This is a genomic window from Novosphingobium sp. ERN07 (assembly GCF_012641335.1).
Taxonomy (GTDB): domain Bacteria; phylum Pseudomonadota; class Alphaproteobacteria; order Sphingomonadales; family Sphingomonadaceae; genus Novosphingobium.
Genome location: NZ_JABAID010000005.1, coordinates 196,095 through 213,093, shown reverse-complemented (window position 1 = coordinate 213,093; position 16,999 = coordinate 196,095). Strand labels below are relative to the sequence as shown.

Annotated in this window: 13 protein-coding genes and 1 tRNA gene; 9 read left to right on the top strand and 5 right to left on the bottom strand. The window is 62.4% G+C overall.

The features are described from left to right. Positions 1-202: 202 nt before the first annotated feature. Positions 203-325 carry a hypothetical protein gene (locus tag HGI47_RS22920; protein WP_255460743.1) on the top strand — a complete coding sequence of 41 codons (123 nt, stop codon included), beginning with the start codon at positions 203-205 and terminating at the stop codon, positions 323-325. A 40-nt stretch (positions 326-365) separates the two neighbouring features. Here HGI47_RS22920 and HGI47_RS09810 read toward each other — a convergent pair. Next, positions 366-442: transfer RNA gene (locus HGI47_RS09810), tRNA-Pro, on the bottom strand. A gap of 129 nt (positions 443-571) precedes the next feature. Here HGI47_RS09810 and HGI47_RS09805 point away from each other — a divergent pair. The 5 genes from HGI47_RS09805 to HGI47_RS09785 all read left to right on the top strand — a co-directional run bounded on the left by HGI47_RS09805 (position 572) and on the right by HGI47_RS09785 (position 6,734). Further along, on the top strand, positions 572-1,231 hold the full coding sequence (locus HGI47_RS09805; RefSeq protein ID WP_240950109.1) for a gluconate 2-dehydrogenase subunit 3 family protein: 660 nt from the start codon (positions 572-574) through the stop codon (positions 1,229-1,231). An 18-nt stretch (positions 1,232-1,249) separates the two neighbouring features. Further along, positions 1,250-2,929 carry a GMC oxidoreductase gene (locus HGI47_RS09800; protein WP_168852564.1) on the top strand — a complete coding sequence of 560 codons (1,680 nt, stop codon included), beginning with the start codon at positions 1,250-1,252 and terminating at the stop codon, positions 2,927-2,929. A 4-nt stretch (positions 2,930-2,933) separates the two neighbouring features. Next, positions 2,934-4,400: an MFS transporter gene (locus HGI47_RS09795; protein ID WP_240950108.1), complete on the top strand. Its 1,467-nt coding sequence runs from the start codon at positions 2,934-2,936 to the stop codon at positions 4,398-4,400. Between the two features lie 60 nt (positions 4,401-4,460). Continuing rightward, a complete protein-coding gene (locus HGI47_RS09790; protein WP_168852562.1) occupies positions 4,461-5,048 on the top strand; it encodes an HD domain-containing protein in 588 nt (195 codons plus the stop codon). A gap of 102 nt (positions 5,049-5,150) precedes the next feature. Then, positions 5,151-6,734 carry a fatty acid--CoA ligase gene (locus HGI47_RS09785; RefSeq protein WP_168852560.1) on the top strand — a complete coding sequence of 528 codons (1,584 nt, stop codon included), beginning with the start codon at positions 5,151-5,153 and terminating at the stop codon, positions 6,732-6,734. A gap of 59 nt (positions 6,735-6,793) precedes the next feature. Here HGI47_RS09785 and HGI47_RS09780 read toward each other — a convergent pair whose 3' ends face one another. Beyond that, positions 6,794-7,069 (bottom strand): HU family DNA-binding protein, encoded by a 276-nt coding sequence (locus HGI47_RS09780; protein WP_168852558.1) that lies wholly within the window; start codon positions 7,067-7,069, stop codon positions 6,794-6,796. Positions 7,070-7,468: 399 nt separating this feature from the next. Here HGI47_RS09780 and HGI47_RS09775 point away from each other — a divergent pair, with 399 nt between their 5' ends. From HGI47_RS09775 to HGI47_RS09765, 3 genes are read left to right on the top strand one after another with little or no spacing between them, the layout of a single operon-like run. Next, positions 7,469-8,596: an efflux RND transporter periplasmic adaptor subunit gene (locus HGI47_RS09775; RefSeq protein ID WP_370521679.1), complete on the top strand. Its 1,128-nt coding sequence runs from the start codon at positions 7,469-7,471 to the stop codon at positions 8,594-8,596. Positions 8,597-8,602: 6 nt separating this feature from the next. Continuing rightward, on the top strand, positions 8,603-11,740 hold the full coding sequence (locus HGI47_RS09770) for an efflux RND transporter permease subunit (RefSeq protein WP_168852557.1): 3,138 nt from the start codon (positions 8,603-8,605) through the stop codon (positions 11,738-11,740). Further along, on the top strand, positions 11,737-13,146 hold the full coding sequence (locus HGI47_RS09765; protein ID WP_168852555.1) for an efflux transporter outer membrane subunit: 1,410 nt from the start codon (positions 11,737-11,739) through the stop codon (positions 13,144-13,146). Before HGI47_RS09770 ends, HGI47_RS09765 begins: the two co-directional genes overlap by 4 nt. A gap of 108 nt (positions 13,147-13,254) precedes the next feature. Here the strand turns inward: HGI47_RS09765 and HGI47_RS09760 are convergent, their stop codons facing one another. From HGI47_RS09760 to HGI47_RS09750, 3 genes are all read right to left on the bottom strand, one after another. After that, positions 13,255-14,424: an acyl-CoA dehydrogenase family protein gene (locus HGI47_RS09760; protein ID WP_168852554.1), complete on the bottom strand. Its 1,170-nt coding sequence runs from the start codon at positions 14,422-14,424 to the stop codon at positions 13,255-13,257. Beyond that, a complete protein-coding gene (locus HGI47_RS09755; protein WP_168852552.1) occupies positions 14,421-15,650 on the bottom strand; it encodes an acetyl-CoA C-acetyltransferase in 1,230 nt (409 codons plus the stop codon). The genes HGI47_RS09760 and HGI47_RS09755 overlap by 4 nt, the downstream gene beginning before the upstream one ends. A 115-nt stretch (positions 15,651-15,765) precedes the next feature. Next, the gene (locus HGI47_RS09750) at positions 15,766-16,998 is read right to left on the bottom strand and encodes a CoA transferase (protein WP_168852550.1); all 1,233 of its coding nucleotides are present in this window, start codon (positions 16,996-16,998) and stop codon (positions 15,766-15,768) included. Position 16,999: the final 1 nt, after the last annotated feature.

Sequence of the window (16,999 nt, the reverse complement as noted above, 5' to 3'; positions counted from 1 at the left end):
TGCCGGTCTGATCGGTGGTGCCCTTGTCCACTTCGGTGCCCGCATCGGGCGTGACGAACATGATGCGGTTGGTCGCCCAGACCAAACCGATGATTTTCTCTTCATCGTCCGACAAGACAACGCCCACGGCATCGCGCATCTCTCGAGCTCGCTCGCGGGTCTGGCCGCGCATTTCAGGGGCATAGGCCTTGGCGGGATCGGCGTGGATCTGCAGCAAACGGGCGGATTCGCGCGCGGCTTCAAGTTCGAAGGCTACCGCTACGACTTCGGCGCGACGCTCTTCCCGGTCGACGATGATCGGCATGAGTGCAGACCAACGCCATGATCAGGCTTCGTAGCGGAGCCATCGGGCAGATCGATTGAAGTGGTCGGGGAGATAGGATTCGAACCTACGACCCTCTGGTCCCAAACCAGATGCGCTACCAGGCTGCGCTACTCCCCGACACCCGCAGGCCCCTAGGCCGATGCGCGCGGCGGGGCAAGGGGGATTGTTTGCATTGCGTGATCTTTGAAAGCCCTCTTGCGGATCAAGTCAAAATTAGAGTATTCATTCTTATATGGACGGGCGCGGATGGTGCAGCCGGTCTGGGGAGAATGGTGGCCTATGCAGGACGGTCAGCCCACTGGCTGGAAGCGGCGTGATTTCATGGGTGCGGCGGCATTGGTGGCGCTCGCGCTTGGCCTGCCGACGGCAGCGGTCGCTTTCACGGAACTGGACGAAAAGGACGCGCCCACATCGCACCAGCGGACGCTGATGAAAGAGGTGAGCCAGCTCGTCATTCCGCGCTCGGCTACGCCCGGCGCGGGCGAGGTGGGGGCCGGAGACTTTGCAATTCTTGTGCTGGCGCATGGGCTGGAGAACAGCCGCAAGCCGGTGAAGGATACGGCAGCCTACGCCCGCTTCCTTCGAAATGATGGGTCGGTGCGCCATGTGGCGTGGCTGGAACGCGAACTCGATCTGCGGGCGGGCGGCGATTTCCTTGGCGCTGATGCCACGCGCCGCGCCGCGTTGTTGGGCGCTCTCGATGCCGAAGCTTTTGCCAGCCGCGCCAGTGAAAGCCCGTGGAAGGCGATCAAGGCGCTGATCGTGACAGGGTATTACACCAGCGAGCCGGGCGGTTCGGAAGAACTGCGGTACGAGCCGGTCCCCGGACGCTTTGATCCCGACCTGCCATTGAAGCCCGGCGACCGGGCGATTTCCAACGACTGGACCGCCGTCGATTTCGGCTGATACGCAAGGGTAACGGACATGCAATTCGATGCGATCGTGGTCGGCTCCGGGATCACCGGCGGCTGGGCGGCCAAGGAACTGACGCAGGCGGGCCTCAAGGTTCTGATGATCGAGCGTGGGCGCGAGATCGTCCACGGTGAGTATGAGACGGAACTGAAAGCGCCGTGGGAAATGCCGTTTCGCGGCGTGGGTGATGCCGCACTCTATGCGCGCGAATATCAGGTGCAGTCGCAGAACCGGCACTTCAACGAATATACGCAAGGGCACTTCGTCAACGACAAGGACAACCCCTATACCACTGCGCCCGGCAGTGAATTCAACTGGCTGCGGTCTTATCAGCTTGGCGGACGGTCGCTCACATGGGGCCGGCAGACCTATCGCTGGTCGGACTATGATTTCGGCGCGAACAAGCGGGATGGCAATGGCACCGACTGGCCGATCCGCTATGCCGATCTGGCCCCGTGGTATGACAAGGTGGAAGAGTTCATCGGCGTTTCCGGCGCGGCTGAAGGTCTGCCGCAACTGCCCGATGGCAAGTTCCAGCCGCCGATGGCACTCAACGTGGTGGAGCAGCACGTCCGCAAGGAAATAGCGGGGAAGTTCGGCCGCTGCATGACCATTGGCCGCACCGCCAACATGACCGTGGCCAAGCCCGAAGAGGGCCGCGCCGAATGCCAGAACCGTTCGATCTGCGCGCGCGGCTGTTCGTTCGGAGCCTATTTCTCCACGCAATCCAGCACGCTTCCTGCCGCCAAGGCCACCGGCAACCTGACCGTGGTGACCGATGCCGTGGTGGAGAAGCTGGATTATGATCCGAAAACCAACCGCGTCACCGGCGTGCGGTATATCAATACCAAGGACGGATCGCGCGGCGCTGCAACTGCTCGCTTGGTGTTTCTCAATGCCAGCGCGTTCAATTCGGTCCACCTCATGCTCAATTCGCGCAATGATGCGATGCCGCGCGGGCTTGCCAATTCCAGCGGCGTGCTGGGCACGCAGATCATGGACCACCCCAGCACGCTGTCCACGATTGCGCTGTTTCCGCAGTTCAATGACCGCACGACTTTCGGTAACCGCCCGACCGGCGTGGTCGTCGCCCGCTATCGCAACATGGATGCAATGGACGGCGTAGGGCATAGCCGTGGCTATTCGTTTCAGGGCGGCGCACTGCAAAGCAACTGGGGCGCGGGCAAGCGTGAGGCAGGCATTGGCACCGCGCTGAAGGACAAACTCCACAGTCCCGGCATGTGGCGCATGGTGCTGGTCGCTTTTGCCGATTGCGTGCCGCGTGACAGCAACCGGCTTACGCTCGATGCGGCAAAGACCGACCGTTTCGGTATTCCGCAACTGCAAATCCAGTTCGCCTTCGGCAAGGAAGAGCAGGCCGCGCTGGCGCAGGCCAAGGCCGATGCGGCCGAAATGTTGACCTCCGCGGGCGGCACAGTGATCATGGGCATGGACCAGCCCGGAACCGGCGGCATGGCCATTCATGAAATGGGCGGCGCGCGCATGGGGCACGATCCGAAGACTTCGGTTCTGAACAAGTGGAGTCAGGCGCACGATGTGCCCAACCTCTTCGTCACCGATGGCGCGCAGATGGCGTCTTCGGCCTGCCAGAACCCCTCGCTTACCTATATGGCGTTGACCGCGCGGGCCTGTGACGCAGCGGTGAAGATGCTGCGTGAAGGCAAGATCTGATCCGATGCCCCAGACAAATGCCAGCCAGAAGCTCGACCAGATGACCGACCGGCAGAAAAGCCTCGCTTTCTTCACGCTGATCACGGCGCTGGTGCTGGAGATCGTCGACGTGACGATCATCAACACCGCGCTGCCCGCCATGCAGGCAGATTTTGCCGCGCGCGGGCAGGATCTGGGCGGCAGCGCCGCGCAATGGATCGCGGCGGGGTATTCGCTGTCCTTCGGGCTGCTGCTGATCCTCGGAGGGCGGCTGGGCGATCTTTATGGTGGACGGGCAATGTTCCTCACCGGCGTGGCTGGTTTCACACTGGCATCGCTGCTGTGCGGGCTGGCGGGTGATGCGCAACTGCTGATTGCCGCGCGTGTGCTGCAAGGTGCAGCAGGGGCGATCATGGCACCGCAAGTAATGGCGGTGATCCAAATCCTTTACGATCCGGTAGAGCGTATCGGGCGGCTGGCCTGGTTCGGGGTAATCGGCGGGCTGGCCGGGATCGCCGGGCCTATCCTTGGCGGTTTGCTGATTTCCGCCGACATTGCTGGGTTGGGCTGGCGCAGCGTTTTCCTGATCAACCTGCCCATCGGCGTAGCGGCGCTGGTGGCGGGCTGGCGCTATCTCCCGCGCGAAGTGGCGCACAAGGGCGCGCGGATCGATATGATTGGCACACTGGCGTTCGGCGCGGCGCTGGCTGCCATGCTGTTTCCGCTGGTGCGCGGGGAGCACGGCGGTTTCGATATGAAGAGCGGCGCGCTGCTAGCCTCGTCCCCTTTCCTGATGTGGGCTGCGTGGCATGGACTGGTAACACGGGCGCGGGCAGGCAAGCCGGTGATTCTCGATCCTGAATTGCTCGACGATGGCCTGTTCCGCACTGGTGCGCTGATCGGCCTGATTTTTTCGGCGGCAAACACGGGCTTTCTGTTCGTCTTTGCGCACGCGCTGCAATCGCGGTTAGGGTATTCGCCCTTGCAGACAGGACTGGTCCATATCCCGTTCAGCGCGGGCGTGATGATCGGCATGGGCTTTCTGGGGCGCCGTTATCTGGCGCGCATGGGCAAGTGGGTGATGGTCTTTGCATCGGTCGCGTTGCTGATTGCCAATACGGGCACTTTCGTGTGGATCGCATGGGGTGGCCCCGGCTTGCCGCTTCTGCTGCTCGCACTGCTGTTGGCGGGAATTGGCATGGGCACATCGTCCGGCCCGGTATCGCCCGTGGCGCTTGCCCGTGTTGATCGTCGCCATGCCGGAGCCGCGAGTGGCATACTCAAAACCGTCCTGCAAATGGGTAGCGCCTTCGGCATAGCGCTCGTCGGTAGCGCATATTTTGCGCTGGGCGGGCCGCAGGCCGCGATGGGGGCAGGGGGCATCTATGCCGCGCTGGGCGTGATACTCGTGCTGCTGGTAGGCTGCCTTGCACTGGCGCTTTCGCTGCCCGAACAGATATTTGCGCGCGATTCATCTTCCCAAGAGGCATAAACGCGATAATCTCACCCGCGACGGAAGCGCCAAAAGGCGCGCGGGAGAAGGACGATCGCGATGGAAGAACTTCCCACGGCGCAGTTCCACAGCATGACCGAAGGCACCCAGGCGGATTGGGACGCGATCATGGTTCATATGCGCCCCCACGCCAGCATCGGCGGGGCACGCGTGCTCGATCACTTGCGCTTGCTCGAAGGCGATTGCGGCGGCTTTGCGGTGGACCGGCTGACGCATTGCCTGCAAACGGCAACCCGCGCCTATCGCGATGGGCGTGATGAGGCCTATGTCGTCATGGCGTTGCTGCACGACATTGGCGACATGCTGGGGGCCTATAACCACCCCGATATCGCGGCCGCCATTCTCAAACCCTTCGTGTCAGACGAGCTGCTGTGGATCGTGCAGCACCACGGCATCTTTCAGGGTTACAACTTCTTCCACTTTATCGGCCTTGATCGCAACATGCGCGACAGGTTTGCCGATCACGAACACGCCGCCGCTACAGCCGAGTTCATTGAAAAGTACGATTGCCCCTCGTTCGACCCGAACTATGACACGTTGCCTTTATCGTTCTTCGAACCGATGGTCATGCGCCTGTTCGAAACGCCGAAGACGAGCGTCTACAAGAAGGCGATGGAGCAGGCCTGAAATGGTCCCAGCCAAACCCGATACACTCTGTCAAGATTGGCAGGGTTGCGTCGGGACTTAATTGCATGATTAACTCCCGCAAACTGCTTGGGAGAGCGAAGCATGGCCGAAGCTGCGGAACTGCCGACAACTGCGGAACGCACCGCACATCTCTTTACGTTTGACGGGTTCCTGCGCTTCTGGGCGGATGATCGCCCGCAAGGTGTGGCGCTGGATGGGCCGGACCGAACGCTGACCTATGGCGAACTTGAACGGGTGACGGCGCAGGCAGTTACCGGCCTTCAGGCGCTGGGCATCGAGAAGGGTGACAGGATCGCGTGGTTCGGCAAGAACAGCACGCTGTACTTCACGCTGTTCTTTGCTGCCGCGCGGCTCGGCGTAGTGATGGTGCCGATAGGGTGGCGGCTTGCTCCTGCCGAGGCGACATGGATCGCGGGCGATGCGCAGGCCAAGGCGGTGTTCCTAGGGCAGGGTTTCGAAGCGCTGGCCGATGCCTTCGCCACGCTGCCACTGGTTGGCCGGTGCTTTACGCAGGACGAAGCATGGCGCTGGATCGATGGTCAGCAGCGCACCGAATTTGTTGCTGCCGGGCCAGACGATGCGGTGCTGCAACTCTATACCTCCGGCACCACCGGCAATCCAAAAGGCGCGGTCCTGTCCAATCGCAACCTCTTTGGCCTGCGCAAGCAGTCTATCGGCAGCGATCAGCCCTACACCACGATGACCGATGACGAGGCTATTCTTGTCGCCATGCCATGCGCGCACATCGGCGGCACTGGCCTTGGCGTCATGGCCATTGGCGCAGGGCTTCCCGGCATCGTGCTGGCCGAGTTCGAACCGCGCGCGGTGTTCGATGCGGTGGAGCAAAAGGGCGTGACCCGGTTCTTCATCGTGCCTGCCGCGTTGCAGATGCTGCTCAACCACCCCGATTGCGCCAGCGTGGATTTTTCCCGCGTCAAATACATCATCTATGGCGCATCACCCATTCCGCTGGTGTTGCTGCGTGAATGTATCGCCATGTTCCGTGCCGAATTCATTCAGGCCTACGGCATGACCGAAACCACCGGCACGATCTGCATGTTGCCGCCAGAGGACCACTGTGTCGAAGGCAACCAGCGGATGCGCTCAGCGGGCAAACCGTTGCCGGGCGTGGAAGTGCGCGTGATCGGCGAGAATGGATCGGCACTCGATCCCAACGAGATAGGCGAGATTCAGACCCGTTCGTCGAACAACATGCTGGGCTACTGGAACCTGCCTGAAGCAACCGCCAGCACCATGACACAGGATGGCTGGATCGCCACGGGGGACGCCGGCTATCTGGACGAAGATGGCTATGTCTACATGCACGACCGCATCAAGGACATGATCATTTCCGGCGGTGAGAATGTCTATCCCGCGCAAGTCGAAAGCGCGATCTATGGCCATCCTGATGTGCTGGAAGTTGCCGTCATCGGTGTTCCCGATGAGAAATGGGGCGAGGTGGTCAAGGCGGTTTGCGTGGCAAAGCCAGGCCACACGATCGATCCGCAATCGATTATCGATTGGACGCGCGAGCGTCTTGCCGGTTTCAAGGTGCCCAAATCGGTCGATATAATGGCCGCGCTGCCTCGAAACCCGTCGGGCAAGATTTTGCGGCGGACCTTGCGCGAACCCTACTGGGCGGGGTTTGAGCGGCAGGTGAACTGAGAAATCGGCAAAGTGTCCGTCCGGCGTCCGCCCACTGGCAGACGCCGGGCCGGAAAGGATCAGCCGTTGAGCTTGTCCTTGACCGCCTTCGCAGCCGAGAAAGTCAGCTTGTTCGAAGCTGCGATCTGGATGGTTGCGCCGGTTGACGGGTTGCGGCCTTCGCGGGCCGGGGTGTTCTTGACCTTGAACTTGCCGAAGCCGTTCAGCGAGACTTCCTCGCCCTTCGCGGCAGCGTCAGTGATCGCGGCAAACACGCTGTCGACGGCCTTGCGGGCGTCAGCCTTCGAGAGGCCGTGGTTGGCGGCGATGATGTCGGCGAGGTCGCTGTTGTTCATTGTACTCTTGTCCTCTGCTGGAAAGGGATGGCACGGCTAACGCAACGCTGGCCGCAAACACCATGCCTCCTGCGCGTCTTTCCACGGAAATTCGCACCTTGGGAGCGATTTTGCGTCTATTTTGGGGTTGCCTTCCACCGAATCGCTGAAAAATCGTGTTTTTGATGCAAATGTAACTTTGTGTCGCAGCTGTCGATCCTGACCATCAAGGAGCGTGCGCAACTGCAGCAATCTGCTAGACACGCGCCGAAACACGCTTTGCCGGGCGGGTTTGCGATAGCTCTGGGGCGAATCGCAGGCTCGTGCGTTCGGGTGTGTCCGGTTGCGAAATCCTTTCGAGTGAGAACGTCCTTGCGGTCCCAAGCGCATTTTCTCCTGCGTGCCATTGCTGTCCTTTTCGTGCCGCTGGCCCTTTCTGCCTGCGGTTCGGCCGATGCCGAAAAGCCCAAACCGATGCCGGTGGTTGGCGTGATGATTGCAAAGGCGCAGGCTGTCGAACTCACCACTGAATTGGCCGGTCGTACCGAAGCCTACGAAATCGCCGAAGTGCGCCCGCAAGTGGCGGGTCTGGTGATGGCGCGTCTGTTTCAGGAAGGGTCCTACGTCCGCCAAGGGCAGGCGCTTTACCAGATCGATTCCCGCCTCCTTGCGGCCACGCAGGCGCAGGCATCTGCTGCTGTCGCCTCTGCCGAAGCTACTGTTGAGGCCAATCGGCTGCGGGCCGAACGCTTTGCCATGCTGGCCGAACAAGGCGGGGTCAGCAAACAGGATGCGGTCGATGCGCGAGCCACCTATAATCAGTCGCGCGCCGCCGTGGGTCAGGCCCGTGCGGCGCTGGCTTCGGCGCGGGTGAACCTCGGTTTTACGCGCGTCACCTCGCCCATCAGCGGCCGCATCGGTATTTCGATGGTCACCAAGGGTGCGCTTGTCACCAATGCGCAGGCCACGCCGATGGCGAAGGTTCAGCGGCTTGATCCGATGTATGTCAACATCCGCCAGTCGGGTGCGGAATTTATCGCGCTGCGCAAGGCGATTGAAAGCGGGAAGCTGGTCGCCGGGGCAGCGCCGGTTACCGTGATCCTGCCCGATGGCAGCGAATATCCGATGGCCGGAAAGCTCAACCCTGCCGACATCGACGTGAATCCCGAAACCGGCACCATCACCGTGCGCGCCGTCGTGCCCAATCCCAAGGGTGATCTGTTGCCCGGCCTGTTCGTGCGGGCGCGCGTGGGGCAGGGATCGGTGCCCAACGGCATCCTCGTGCCGCAGGCCGCCGTAAGCCGCGATCCACGCGGTCGTGCCAGCGTGCTCATTGCCAATGCCAAGGACGAACTGGAAAAGCGCGAGATCACCGCTGAATCGCCCGTTGGCCCGAACTGGCTGGTCACTGCCGGGTTGAAGCCGGGCGACCGGGTGGTCGTGGACGGGCTGATAAATGCGCGCGAAGGGGCCAAGGCCAAAGTTGTCCCTGCGGGCAGCGCTCCCAAAGCTGATAGCACTGCCCCTGCGAAAACGGCGGGGAACTGACGGCAGATGGTCTCCCGGTTCTTCGCTTACCGCCCGATTTTTGCCTGGGTGCTGGCCATCGTGATCATGGCAGCGGGCCTGTTTTCGGTCAGCACCATGGGGGTGGAACAGTATCCCGATATTGCCCCGCCGACCGTCTCGATAAACGCCAACTACGGCGGCGCTGACGCATCCACGGTCGAAAACTCCGTCACCCAGATCCTTGAGCAGCAGCTCAAGGGGCTGGACGGGATGCTCTATTTCAACTCCACCTCGTCGAACAATTCGTCCAGCATCACCGTCACCTTCGACAAGGGCACCGATCCCGATACCGCGCAAGTGCAGGTGCAGAACGCGATCTCGCGCGCGATCAGCCGCTTGCCCGCAGTCGTTCAGCAGCAGGGCGTCAACGTCAACAAGGCGCAGTCGGACATGCTGATGGTCGTCTCGATCTATGACGAGACGGGCCGTGCCACCAATTCCGATATTTCGGATTATCTCACCACCCACTTCCAGGACCCGCTTTCGCGCGTCGAAGGCGTCGGCAGCGCCAACGTCTTCGGCGGCTCCTTCGCGATGCGCGTGTGGCTCGATCCGGTGCGCCTTGCTGCCGTGCAGCTTATGCCCTCGGACGTTACATCTGCTTTGCAGGCGCAGAATACGCAGGTTGCCGCCGGCGAAATCGGCGGCAATCCCGCACCCGAAGGCCAGCGCCTCAACGCCACGATCACCGCGCGGTCGCGCCTTGAAACGCCGCAGCAATTCGAAAACGTTGTGGTCAAGACCAATGTCGATGGCTCGGTGGTAAAGCTCAAGGACGTTGCACGGGTCGAGATGGGGGAGGAGAACTACGGTTCGCTCAGCCGCTTCAACGGGATGCCGGCCACCGGTCTTTCGATCAATCTCGCTTCGGGTGCCAATGCCACGCTGACGGCGGAACTGGTCAAGGAAAAGGTGGCCGAACTCGCGCGTGATCTGCCGCCCGGCTATCACAGCGCCTACCCGCGCGACAGCAGCATCTTCGTCAAGATTTCGATTGAGGAAGTGGTCAAGTCGCTGATTGAGGCGATCATTCTGGTCGTGATCGTGATGTTCCTGTTCCTGCAGAACTGGCGCGCCACGCTGATTCCGGCCATTGCGGTGCCGGTGGTGCTGCTGGGCACGTTCGGCGTGCTTTCGCTGTTCGGCTACACGATCAATACGCTCACGATGTTCGGCCTCGTCCTTGCCATCGGCCTTCTGGTGGACGATGCTATCGTCGTTGTCGAAAACGTCGAGCGCGTGATGCACGAAGAGCATCTTGGCCCGCTCGAAGCCACCGTCAAATCGATGGGTGAAATCACCTCGGCGCTGATCGGCATCACGCTGGTCCTTACGGCGGTGTTCGTGCCGATGGCGTTTTTCGGCGGATCGACCGGCGCGATCTACCGGCAGTTCTCGGTGACCATCGTGTCCGCGATGGCGCTTTCCGCCTTCGTCGCGCTGATCTTCACGCCCGCGCTCTGCGCGACGCTGCTGGCCCCGGTCGAACGCGAAAAGCCCAAGGGCCGCTTCTTCACGAAGTTCAACAGCAGCTACGAACGGCTTGAGGACCGCTACAAGAACCGGCTGGCCCGCACCGTTTCGCGCCCGCTGCCGTGGATGCTGGCCTTCGTGGGCATCACCGTGGCGATGGTGCTGCTTTACATGCGCCTGCCCACCAGCTTCCTGCCCGATGAAGATCAGGGCAATATCTCGATCAACTACCAGCTTCCCGTTGGCTCCACGTCAGAGCAGACGCGCGCCGTCGCATTCGAGATTTCGCGCTACATTCAGGAAGCCGAGAAGGACAATATCAACGCCGTCTTCGTCAACATGGGGCGCGGGCCTTCCGGGTCTGCCCAGAACAGCGGTCAGGGCTTCATCCTTCTGAAGGACTGGTCCGAACGCAAGGGCGCGGACCAGTCCGCCTCTGCCATTGCTGAACGTCTCAATGCCTATTTCCGCAAATCGCGTGAAGCGCAGATATTCATTCTCAATCCCCCGCCGATCCGTGGCCTTGGCCAGTCTGCCGGGTTTGAAATGTGGTTGCAGGATGCCACGGGTGCCGGGCGCGAGGCCCTGACCGCCGCCCGTCGCCAACTGGTTCAGATGGCGGGAGACAATGCACGTCTGGGGCAGGTGCGCCTGAGCGGTCTTGAAGATACGCCGCAGCTCAAAGTCCATATCGACGATGAAGCGCTGACCGCCTTCCAGATCACGCCTGCCTCTGCCAACTCCACGCTGTCGATTGCCTGGGGCGGCCTTTATGTGAACGATTTCGTTGATCGTGGGCGCGTGAAGCGCGTCTACGTGCAGGGCGATGCCGCCTACCGCGCCGAACCTGCCGACATCGGCCAGTGGTTCGTGCGCGGCACCAATGGCGAAATGGCCCCGTTCTCGTCTTTTGCCACCTCGCAGTGGACACAAGGCCCGGTCAGGCTTGATCGCTTCAACGGCATCGCCGCGCAGCAACTCAACGGCAGCGGCGCGCCTGGTGTCAGTTCGGGCGATGCGATGAAGATCATGGAAGAAAACGCCGGTACGCTCGACGGAGGCTTTACCGTTGCGTGGAGCGGCCTGTCCTATCAGGAACGTGCCGCTTCCAGCCAGTCGGGACTGCTCTATGCTGCCTCGATCTTCTTCATCTTCCTCTGCCTTGCCGCGCTCTATGAAAGCTGGTCTGTGCCGGTCGCGGTGTTGCTGGTGATCCCGCTCGGCATCATTGGCGCGGTACTGGCGGTCACGCTGCGCGGGTATGACAACGACATCTATTTTCAGGTTGCGCTCCTGACCACCATTGGTCTGTCCGCCAAGAATGCGATCCTGATCGTGGAATTTGCCGAATTCGCCATGCAGAAGGGCGCAACGCCGATGGCCGCCGCGCTGGAAGGCGCGCGCCTGCGCTTGCGCCCGATCATCATGACCAGCGTGGCCTTCATCGCGGGCGTTGTGCCACTGGTGCTGGCCAGCGGGGCAGGAGCCAATGGCCGCCGCGCCATCGGCACCGGGGTCATGGGTGGGATGCTTTCCGCCACGGTGCTGGCGATTTTCCTTGTGCCGGTGTTCTTCGTGCTGGTGAAGGGGGCGCTTGGCCGCAAGAGTGCCCCGCAGCCTGCCGCGCCGGCAGAGGGAGAACCGGCATGAAGCTACGCCTGCTCCTCGCCGCGCTACCCGCTTTCGCGCTGACAGCGTGCAACTTTGCACCCAAGTACGTGCAGCCAGAAGCGCCCGTCGCGCCAAACCTGCCGCAAGGCGCGGCTTATCCGGCGCTGACCGCAGGAGACACCACCGTCGATGCTTTGGGCTGGCGCGATTTCTTCACCGATGCGCGGCTCCGGCAGGTCATTGCCAAGGCTTTGGCCGACAATCGCAATCTGCGCACCTCGCTGGCCAATGTCGAACGCGCGCGCGCGCTTTACCGCGTAAACCGCGCGGCGTTGTTTCCCATCGTAAACGGCACCGCCACGCTTTCTGCCGTGCAGGGCACGCAAGGGCAGGTGACTGACAATTTCCTCGTTCAGGCCGGTTCCAGCGCCTACGAGATCGATCTGTGGGGCCGCTTACGCAATCTCAGCAGTGCCGCTTTCGAAACATGGCTGGCGACCGATGAAGGGCGAAAGTCCACGCAGATCGCACTTGTGGCCGAAACGGCCAGCGCATGGCTCAGCTATGCCGCCACCGCAGATGCGCTGCGCATTGCGCAAGAAACTGTCGCCACTCGCAAGGATACGCTCAGCGTCAATGTGCGGCGTGAAGCGAACGGCATCGGCACCAAGCTCGATGTTGCGACCGCCACCTCGCAGCTCAATACGGCAGAGGCCGCTGCCGCCGATCTGCAAACCAACCTTGCGCAGGCACGCAACGCGCTGGAACTGATTACCGGTGGCCCCTTGGCCGACAACCTTTTGCCCACCACGCTGGGTGAAGGCGATCAGGTGCTGGCTGCGCTGCCGGTCGGCCTTTCGTCCGAAGTCCTTCTGCGCCGTCCTGATGTACTTTCTGCCGAACATTCGCTGCGCGCCACTTATGCGAATATCGGTGCGGCCCGCGCAGCCTTCTTCCCTGCGCTATCGCTTACCGGCCTGTTCGGCTTTGCTTCGGCAGGCCTGACGGGCATATTTGAAAACGGCGATTTCCAGAAGACAGCCAACGCTGCTGTGCGTCAGCGGATTTTCGATGGCGGTGCCACCGCCAACAACCTCGCCGCTGCCAAAGCCTCACGCGATGCCGCGTTGGCAACATACGAAGGCGCGATCCAAACGGCGTTCCGCGAAGTTGCCGATGCCCTCGCGCGGCGTGGCACCATTGACGAAAGCCTGCGCGCGCAAACCAGCCTCGCCATCAATGCGGCCACGGCCTATCGCCTCAGCAAATTGCGGTATGACGCGGGCGTGGCGACCTACCTTGAACCGCTCGACGCGCAGCGCACGCTCTATAACGCGCAGCAATCGCTGATCTCGGCACGGTTGACGCGCGCCAGCAACATGGTCGAACTCTACCGCGCGCTGGGTGGTGGGCTTCAGGAAACGACAGGGAAGTCTGAACGATAGTGATGATGCAATCTGGATTCCCGCCTTCGCGGGAATGACGATGGTTCATTCAATTCGTCATTCCCGCGAAGGCGGGAATCCAGCCCAACATAAAGCCTCAAACCCGCCTCAATAGCTCCTCGGCAAGCCCAGCACATGCTCCGCCAGATACGACAGGATCAGGTTCGTGCTGATCGGCGCCACCTGATAGAGCCGGGTCTCGCGCAGCTTGCGTTCAACATCGTATTCCTCGGCAAAGCCGAACCCGCCATGTGTCTGCACGCAGGCATTGCCCGCTTCCCAAGATGCATCGGCGGCCAGCATCTTGGCCATGTTCGCCTCTGCCCCCATCGGCAGTCCGGCTTCATACATTCGCGCCGCTTCGCGCACCATCAGTTCTGCCGCGCGCATCTGCGCGTAGGCCTTGGCGATAGGGAAGGCGATGCCCTGATTGGCCCCGATGATGCGGCCAAACACCTGACGTTCCTTGGCATATTCGACCGACCGCTGGGTGAACCACTTGGCATCGCCCACGCATTCCGCCGCAATCAGCACACGCTCGGCATTCATGCCAGACAGGATATAGCGGAAACCCTTGCCTTCCTCGCCTAGCAGGTTGCCTGCCGGGATGCGCATATTGTCGAAGAACACTTCGGTCGTCGCATGGTTCATCATCGTGCGGATCGGCCTGATGGTCAGCGATTTGCCCACCACCTCTCGCATGTCGACGATGAAAACCGAAAGCCCGTCGGTCTTCTTGGCCACCTCCTCGCGCGGGGTGGTCCGCGCCAGCAGCAGCATCAGGTCGGAATGTTCGGCACGACTGGTCCAGATCTTCTGGCCGTTGACCACGTACTCGTCGCCCTCGCGCCGGGCAAAGGTGCGCAAGGACGTGGTGTCCGTCCCGCTGGTCGGTTCGGTCACGCCAAAGGCCTGTAGCCGCAGTTCCCCGCTGGCAATCTTGGGCAGATAGGCGCGCTTCTGCTCCTCCGAGCCATGCCGCAGGATCGTGCCCATCGTATACATCTGTGCGTGGCAGGCCCCGCCGTTGCCGCCTTCGGCCTGCACCGTCTCAAGGATCGCCGCCGCCGCGCCAATGCCAAGGCCCGACCCGCCATATTCTTCCGGGATCAGCACCGAAAGGTATCCGGCCTCGGTCAGCGCGTTGACGAATTCGGTTGGATATTCGCGGGCAGCATCCAGCTTGCGCCAGTATTCGCCCGGAAACTGCGCGCACAGCTTGCGCACGCCCTCACGGATCTCGCCGTGATCTTCGCTGTCATAGGGGGACAGGATCATCGCGCCGCCTCGAATACCGCCGCGATGCCTTGTCCGCCGCCGATGCACATTGTTTCCAGCCCATAGCGCCCGCCGCGCCGCTGCAATTCGCGCGTCAGATTGGCCAGAATGCGCCCACCGGTGGCGCCAATCGGATGGCCGAGCGAAATGCCCGATCCGTTCACATTGAGCATGTCGTGGCGGCTATCATCGTCAGCCCAGCCCCAGCCCTTCAGGCAGGCCAGCACTTGCGGGGCAAAAGCCTCGTTCAACTCGATCAGGTCGATATCCTTCCATGAAAGACCGTTGCGCGCAAAAAGTCGCTCCGTGGCGGGCACCGGGCCATAGCCCATGCGGCTAGGATCGCAGCCCGCCGCTGCCCACGAATGGAACCATGCAATCGGCTCCAGCCCCAGTTCGTCCAGCTTGTCCTCCGCCACGACCAGACAGGCCGCGCCCGCATCGTTCTGCTGGCTGGCGTTCCCTGCCGTCACCACACCACCTTCCAGCGCCTTCAACTTGCCCAGCGTCTCCGGCGTGGCGTCCGCGCGATAGCCTTCGTCGTGCGCGAAGACCATCGGATCGCCCTTTCGCTGCGGCACCGGCACGGCCACCAGTTCATCGTCGAACAGCCCGCCAGCCCAAGCTGCTGCTGCCCGCTGGTGGCTGCGCGCCGCATAGGCATCGCAAGCCTCGCGGCTGATGCCGAAGTCTTTAGCCAGATTCTCCGCTGTTTCGATCATCCCGCTGATCACGCCGTATCGCTCCACCGGCTGGCTCATTACTCGCCCGCGCGAAAGCCGGTCATGCAGCATCAGGCCGCCCGCCCGCACGCCCTTGCGCACGTCGGTGGTGTAGTGCTCGACGTTGGACATGGACTCCACGCCGCCTGCCACCACCACATCAGACACTCCGGTCTGCACCATCATCGCGGCATTGACGATGGCCTGAAGCCCCGATCCGCAGCGCCGATCCAGTTGATACCCTGGCACCTGTTCCGGCAGCCCGGCCAGCAACCATGACCAGTGCGCAATGCACGGCGCCTCGCCATTGCCATAGCCTTGGGCGAAGACCACATCGTCCACCCGCGTCGGATCGATCTTCGTCCGCTCCATCAGCGCTTTCAGGATCACCGCGCCCAGTTCGCCTGCGGTGAGCGAGGACAGCGCTCCGCCAAACTTGCCCACGGCAGTGCGGATGGGGGCCACGATGGCGGCTCTTCTGAGTCCTTGAGCGCGTAGGGTCATGTCATTTCCCTTTTCTACTGAACCCGCTCAGGCTGAGCCTGTCGAAGCCCCCTGAGGTGGCAAACCAGGTTGGCGGCCTTCGACAAGCTCAGGCTGAGCGGGGTTGGGGATCGGATCAAGCCGGATTCCGGTCACTGGTGCCCACCACGCCCTGATCGATCAGCGTGGCAATCTGGCCTGATGACATCCCCAGCCGCTCGGTCAGCACCTCTTCGCTATGCTGCCCAAGGTAGGGTGCAGGCAGCGGATCGCCCGCCTTACGATCCGGGATATGCGCAAAGCTGCGCGGGGCGGGATATTCGAACCCGCTGGGATTGGCGGGCGAGGGGCCGAACAGCGGGTTGCCGGTCACCAGATCGGGATCGCGCGCCATCTCGTGCATGGTGCGATAATGTTCGAACGTTGCCCCGGCCCGCGTCAACCGCGCCGCAAGGTCGGCATAGTCAAACCCCTCCGCCGCCCGCTGAAACAGATCGAACAACCGGTGGCGGTGGACGAAGCGGTGGTGATCACTGGCAAGGAAACTGACGCCGAGCTCTGCTTCCAAAGCCGCCACCGCATCGCCCAGCCCAAAGGCCTCCACCGTGGCCTTCCACTGCTTGGGCGTCAGCGCGGCCACCATGATGCGCTTGCCATCGCGGCTGCGGAAATCGCGCCCGAACGCGCCCCATATCGCATTGCCAATCCGTTCGCGATCATCCCCGCGATAGAGCATTTCCGCCGCCGCCCCCGCGTTGAACGCCGTGCCGATGGCCACATCGCCCAATGGCACGCGCAGTTCGCTCCCCTGGCCGGTTGCATCGCGATGGCGCAGCCCGGCCATGAGCGCGAACGCGCAATAGGCACCGGTGATGAAGTCCCACGCAGGCAGGATCTGGTTTACCGGATGTGCGGATTCCCGATCCCACTCCTCCGGCCCGGTCATCAGCGGATAACCCGACGCGGCGTTTACGGTGAAGTCCATCGCCTGCCGCCCATCGTGCCAGCCCATGATCCGCACCGAAACCAGATCGGGCCGTCCTGCCGCGATCCGCTCATGCGCCATGAAGCTTTCCACCGGCAGGTTGGTGATCACCTGTCCGGTCTGCTGCGCCAGCAAGACCGCCAGTTCGCGCCCTTTCGCCGTCTGGAGATCCAGCGCCACGCTCTTCTTCGCACGGTTCAGGTTCTCCCACGAAAGCGAACGCCCTTCGCGCGTCATCATGTAGCGGCGATAGTCCAGCCCGCCGCGCCTGTCGTCGATGCGGATCACCTCCGCGCCCATCTGCGCGCAATAGAGGCCCGCCGTGGGTGATGCGACGAAGGATGAGACCTCGACAATCGAAAGGCCGGTCAGCAACTGGTACATG

Bases quoted from the DNA above. Each gene is read 5' to 3' on its own strand.
- HGI47_RS09795 (WP_240950108.1), top strand. From the start codon at position 2,934: ATGCCCCAGACAAATGCCAGCCAGAAGCTCGACCAGATGACCGACCGG.
- HGI47_RS09790 (WP_168852562.1), top strand. From the start codon at position 4,461: ATGGAAGAACTTCCCACGGCGCAGTTCCACAGCATGACCGAAGGCACC.
- HGI47_RS09755 (WP_168852552.1), bottom strand. From the start codon at position 15,650: ATGACCCTACGCGCTCAAGGACTCAGAAGAGCCGCCATCGTGGCCCCC.
- HGI47_RS09765 (WP_168852555.1), top strand. From the start codon at position 11,737: ATGAAGCTACGCCTGCTCCTCGCCGCGCTACCCGCTTTCGCGCTGACA.
- HGI47_RS09785 (WP_168852560.1), top strand. From the start codon at position 5,151: ATGGCCGAAGCTGCGGAACTGCCGACAACTGCGGAACGCACCGCACAT.
- HGI47_RS09760 (WP_168852554.1), bottom strand. From the start codon at position 14,424: ATGATCCTGTCCCCCTATGACAGCGAAGATCACGGCGAGATCCGTGAG.
- HGI47_RS09800 (WP_168852564.1), top strand. From the start codon at position 1,250: ATGCAATTCGATGCGATCGTGGTCGGCTCCGGGATCACCGGCGGCTGG.
- HGI47_RS09780 (WP_168852558.1), bottom strand. From the start codon at position 7,069: ATGAACAACAGCGACCTCGCCGACATCATCGCCGCCAACCACGGCCTC.
- HGI47_RS09770 (WP_168852557.1), top strand. From the start codon at position 8,603: ATGGTCTCCCGGTTCTTCGCTTACCGCCCGATTTTTGCCTGGGTGCTG.
- HGI47_RS09750 (WP_168852550.1), bottom strand. From the start codon at position 16,998: ATGTACCAGTTGCTGACCGGCCTTTCGATTGTCGAGGTCTCATCCTTC.
- HGI47_RS09805 (WP_240950109.1), top strand. From the start codon at position 572: ATGGTGCAGCCGGTCTGGGGAGAATGGTGGCCTATGCAGGACGGTCAG.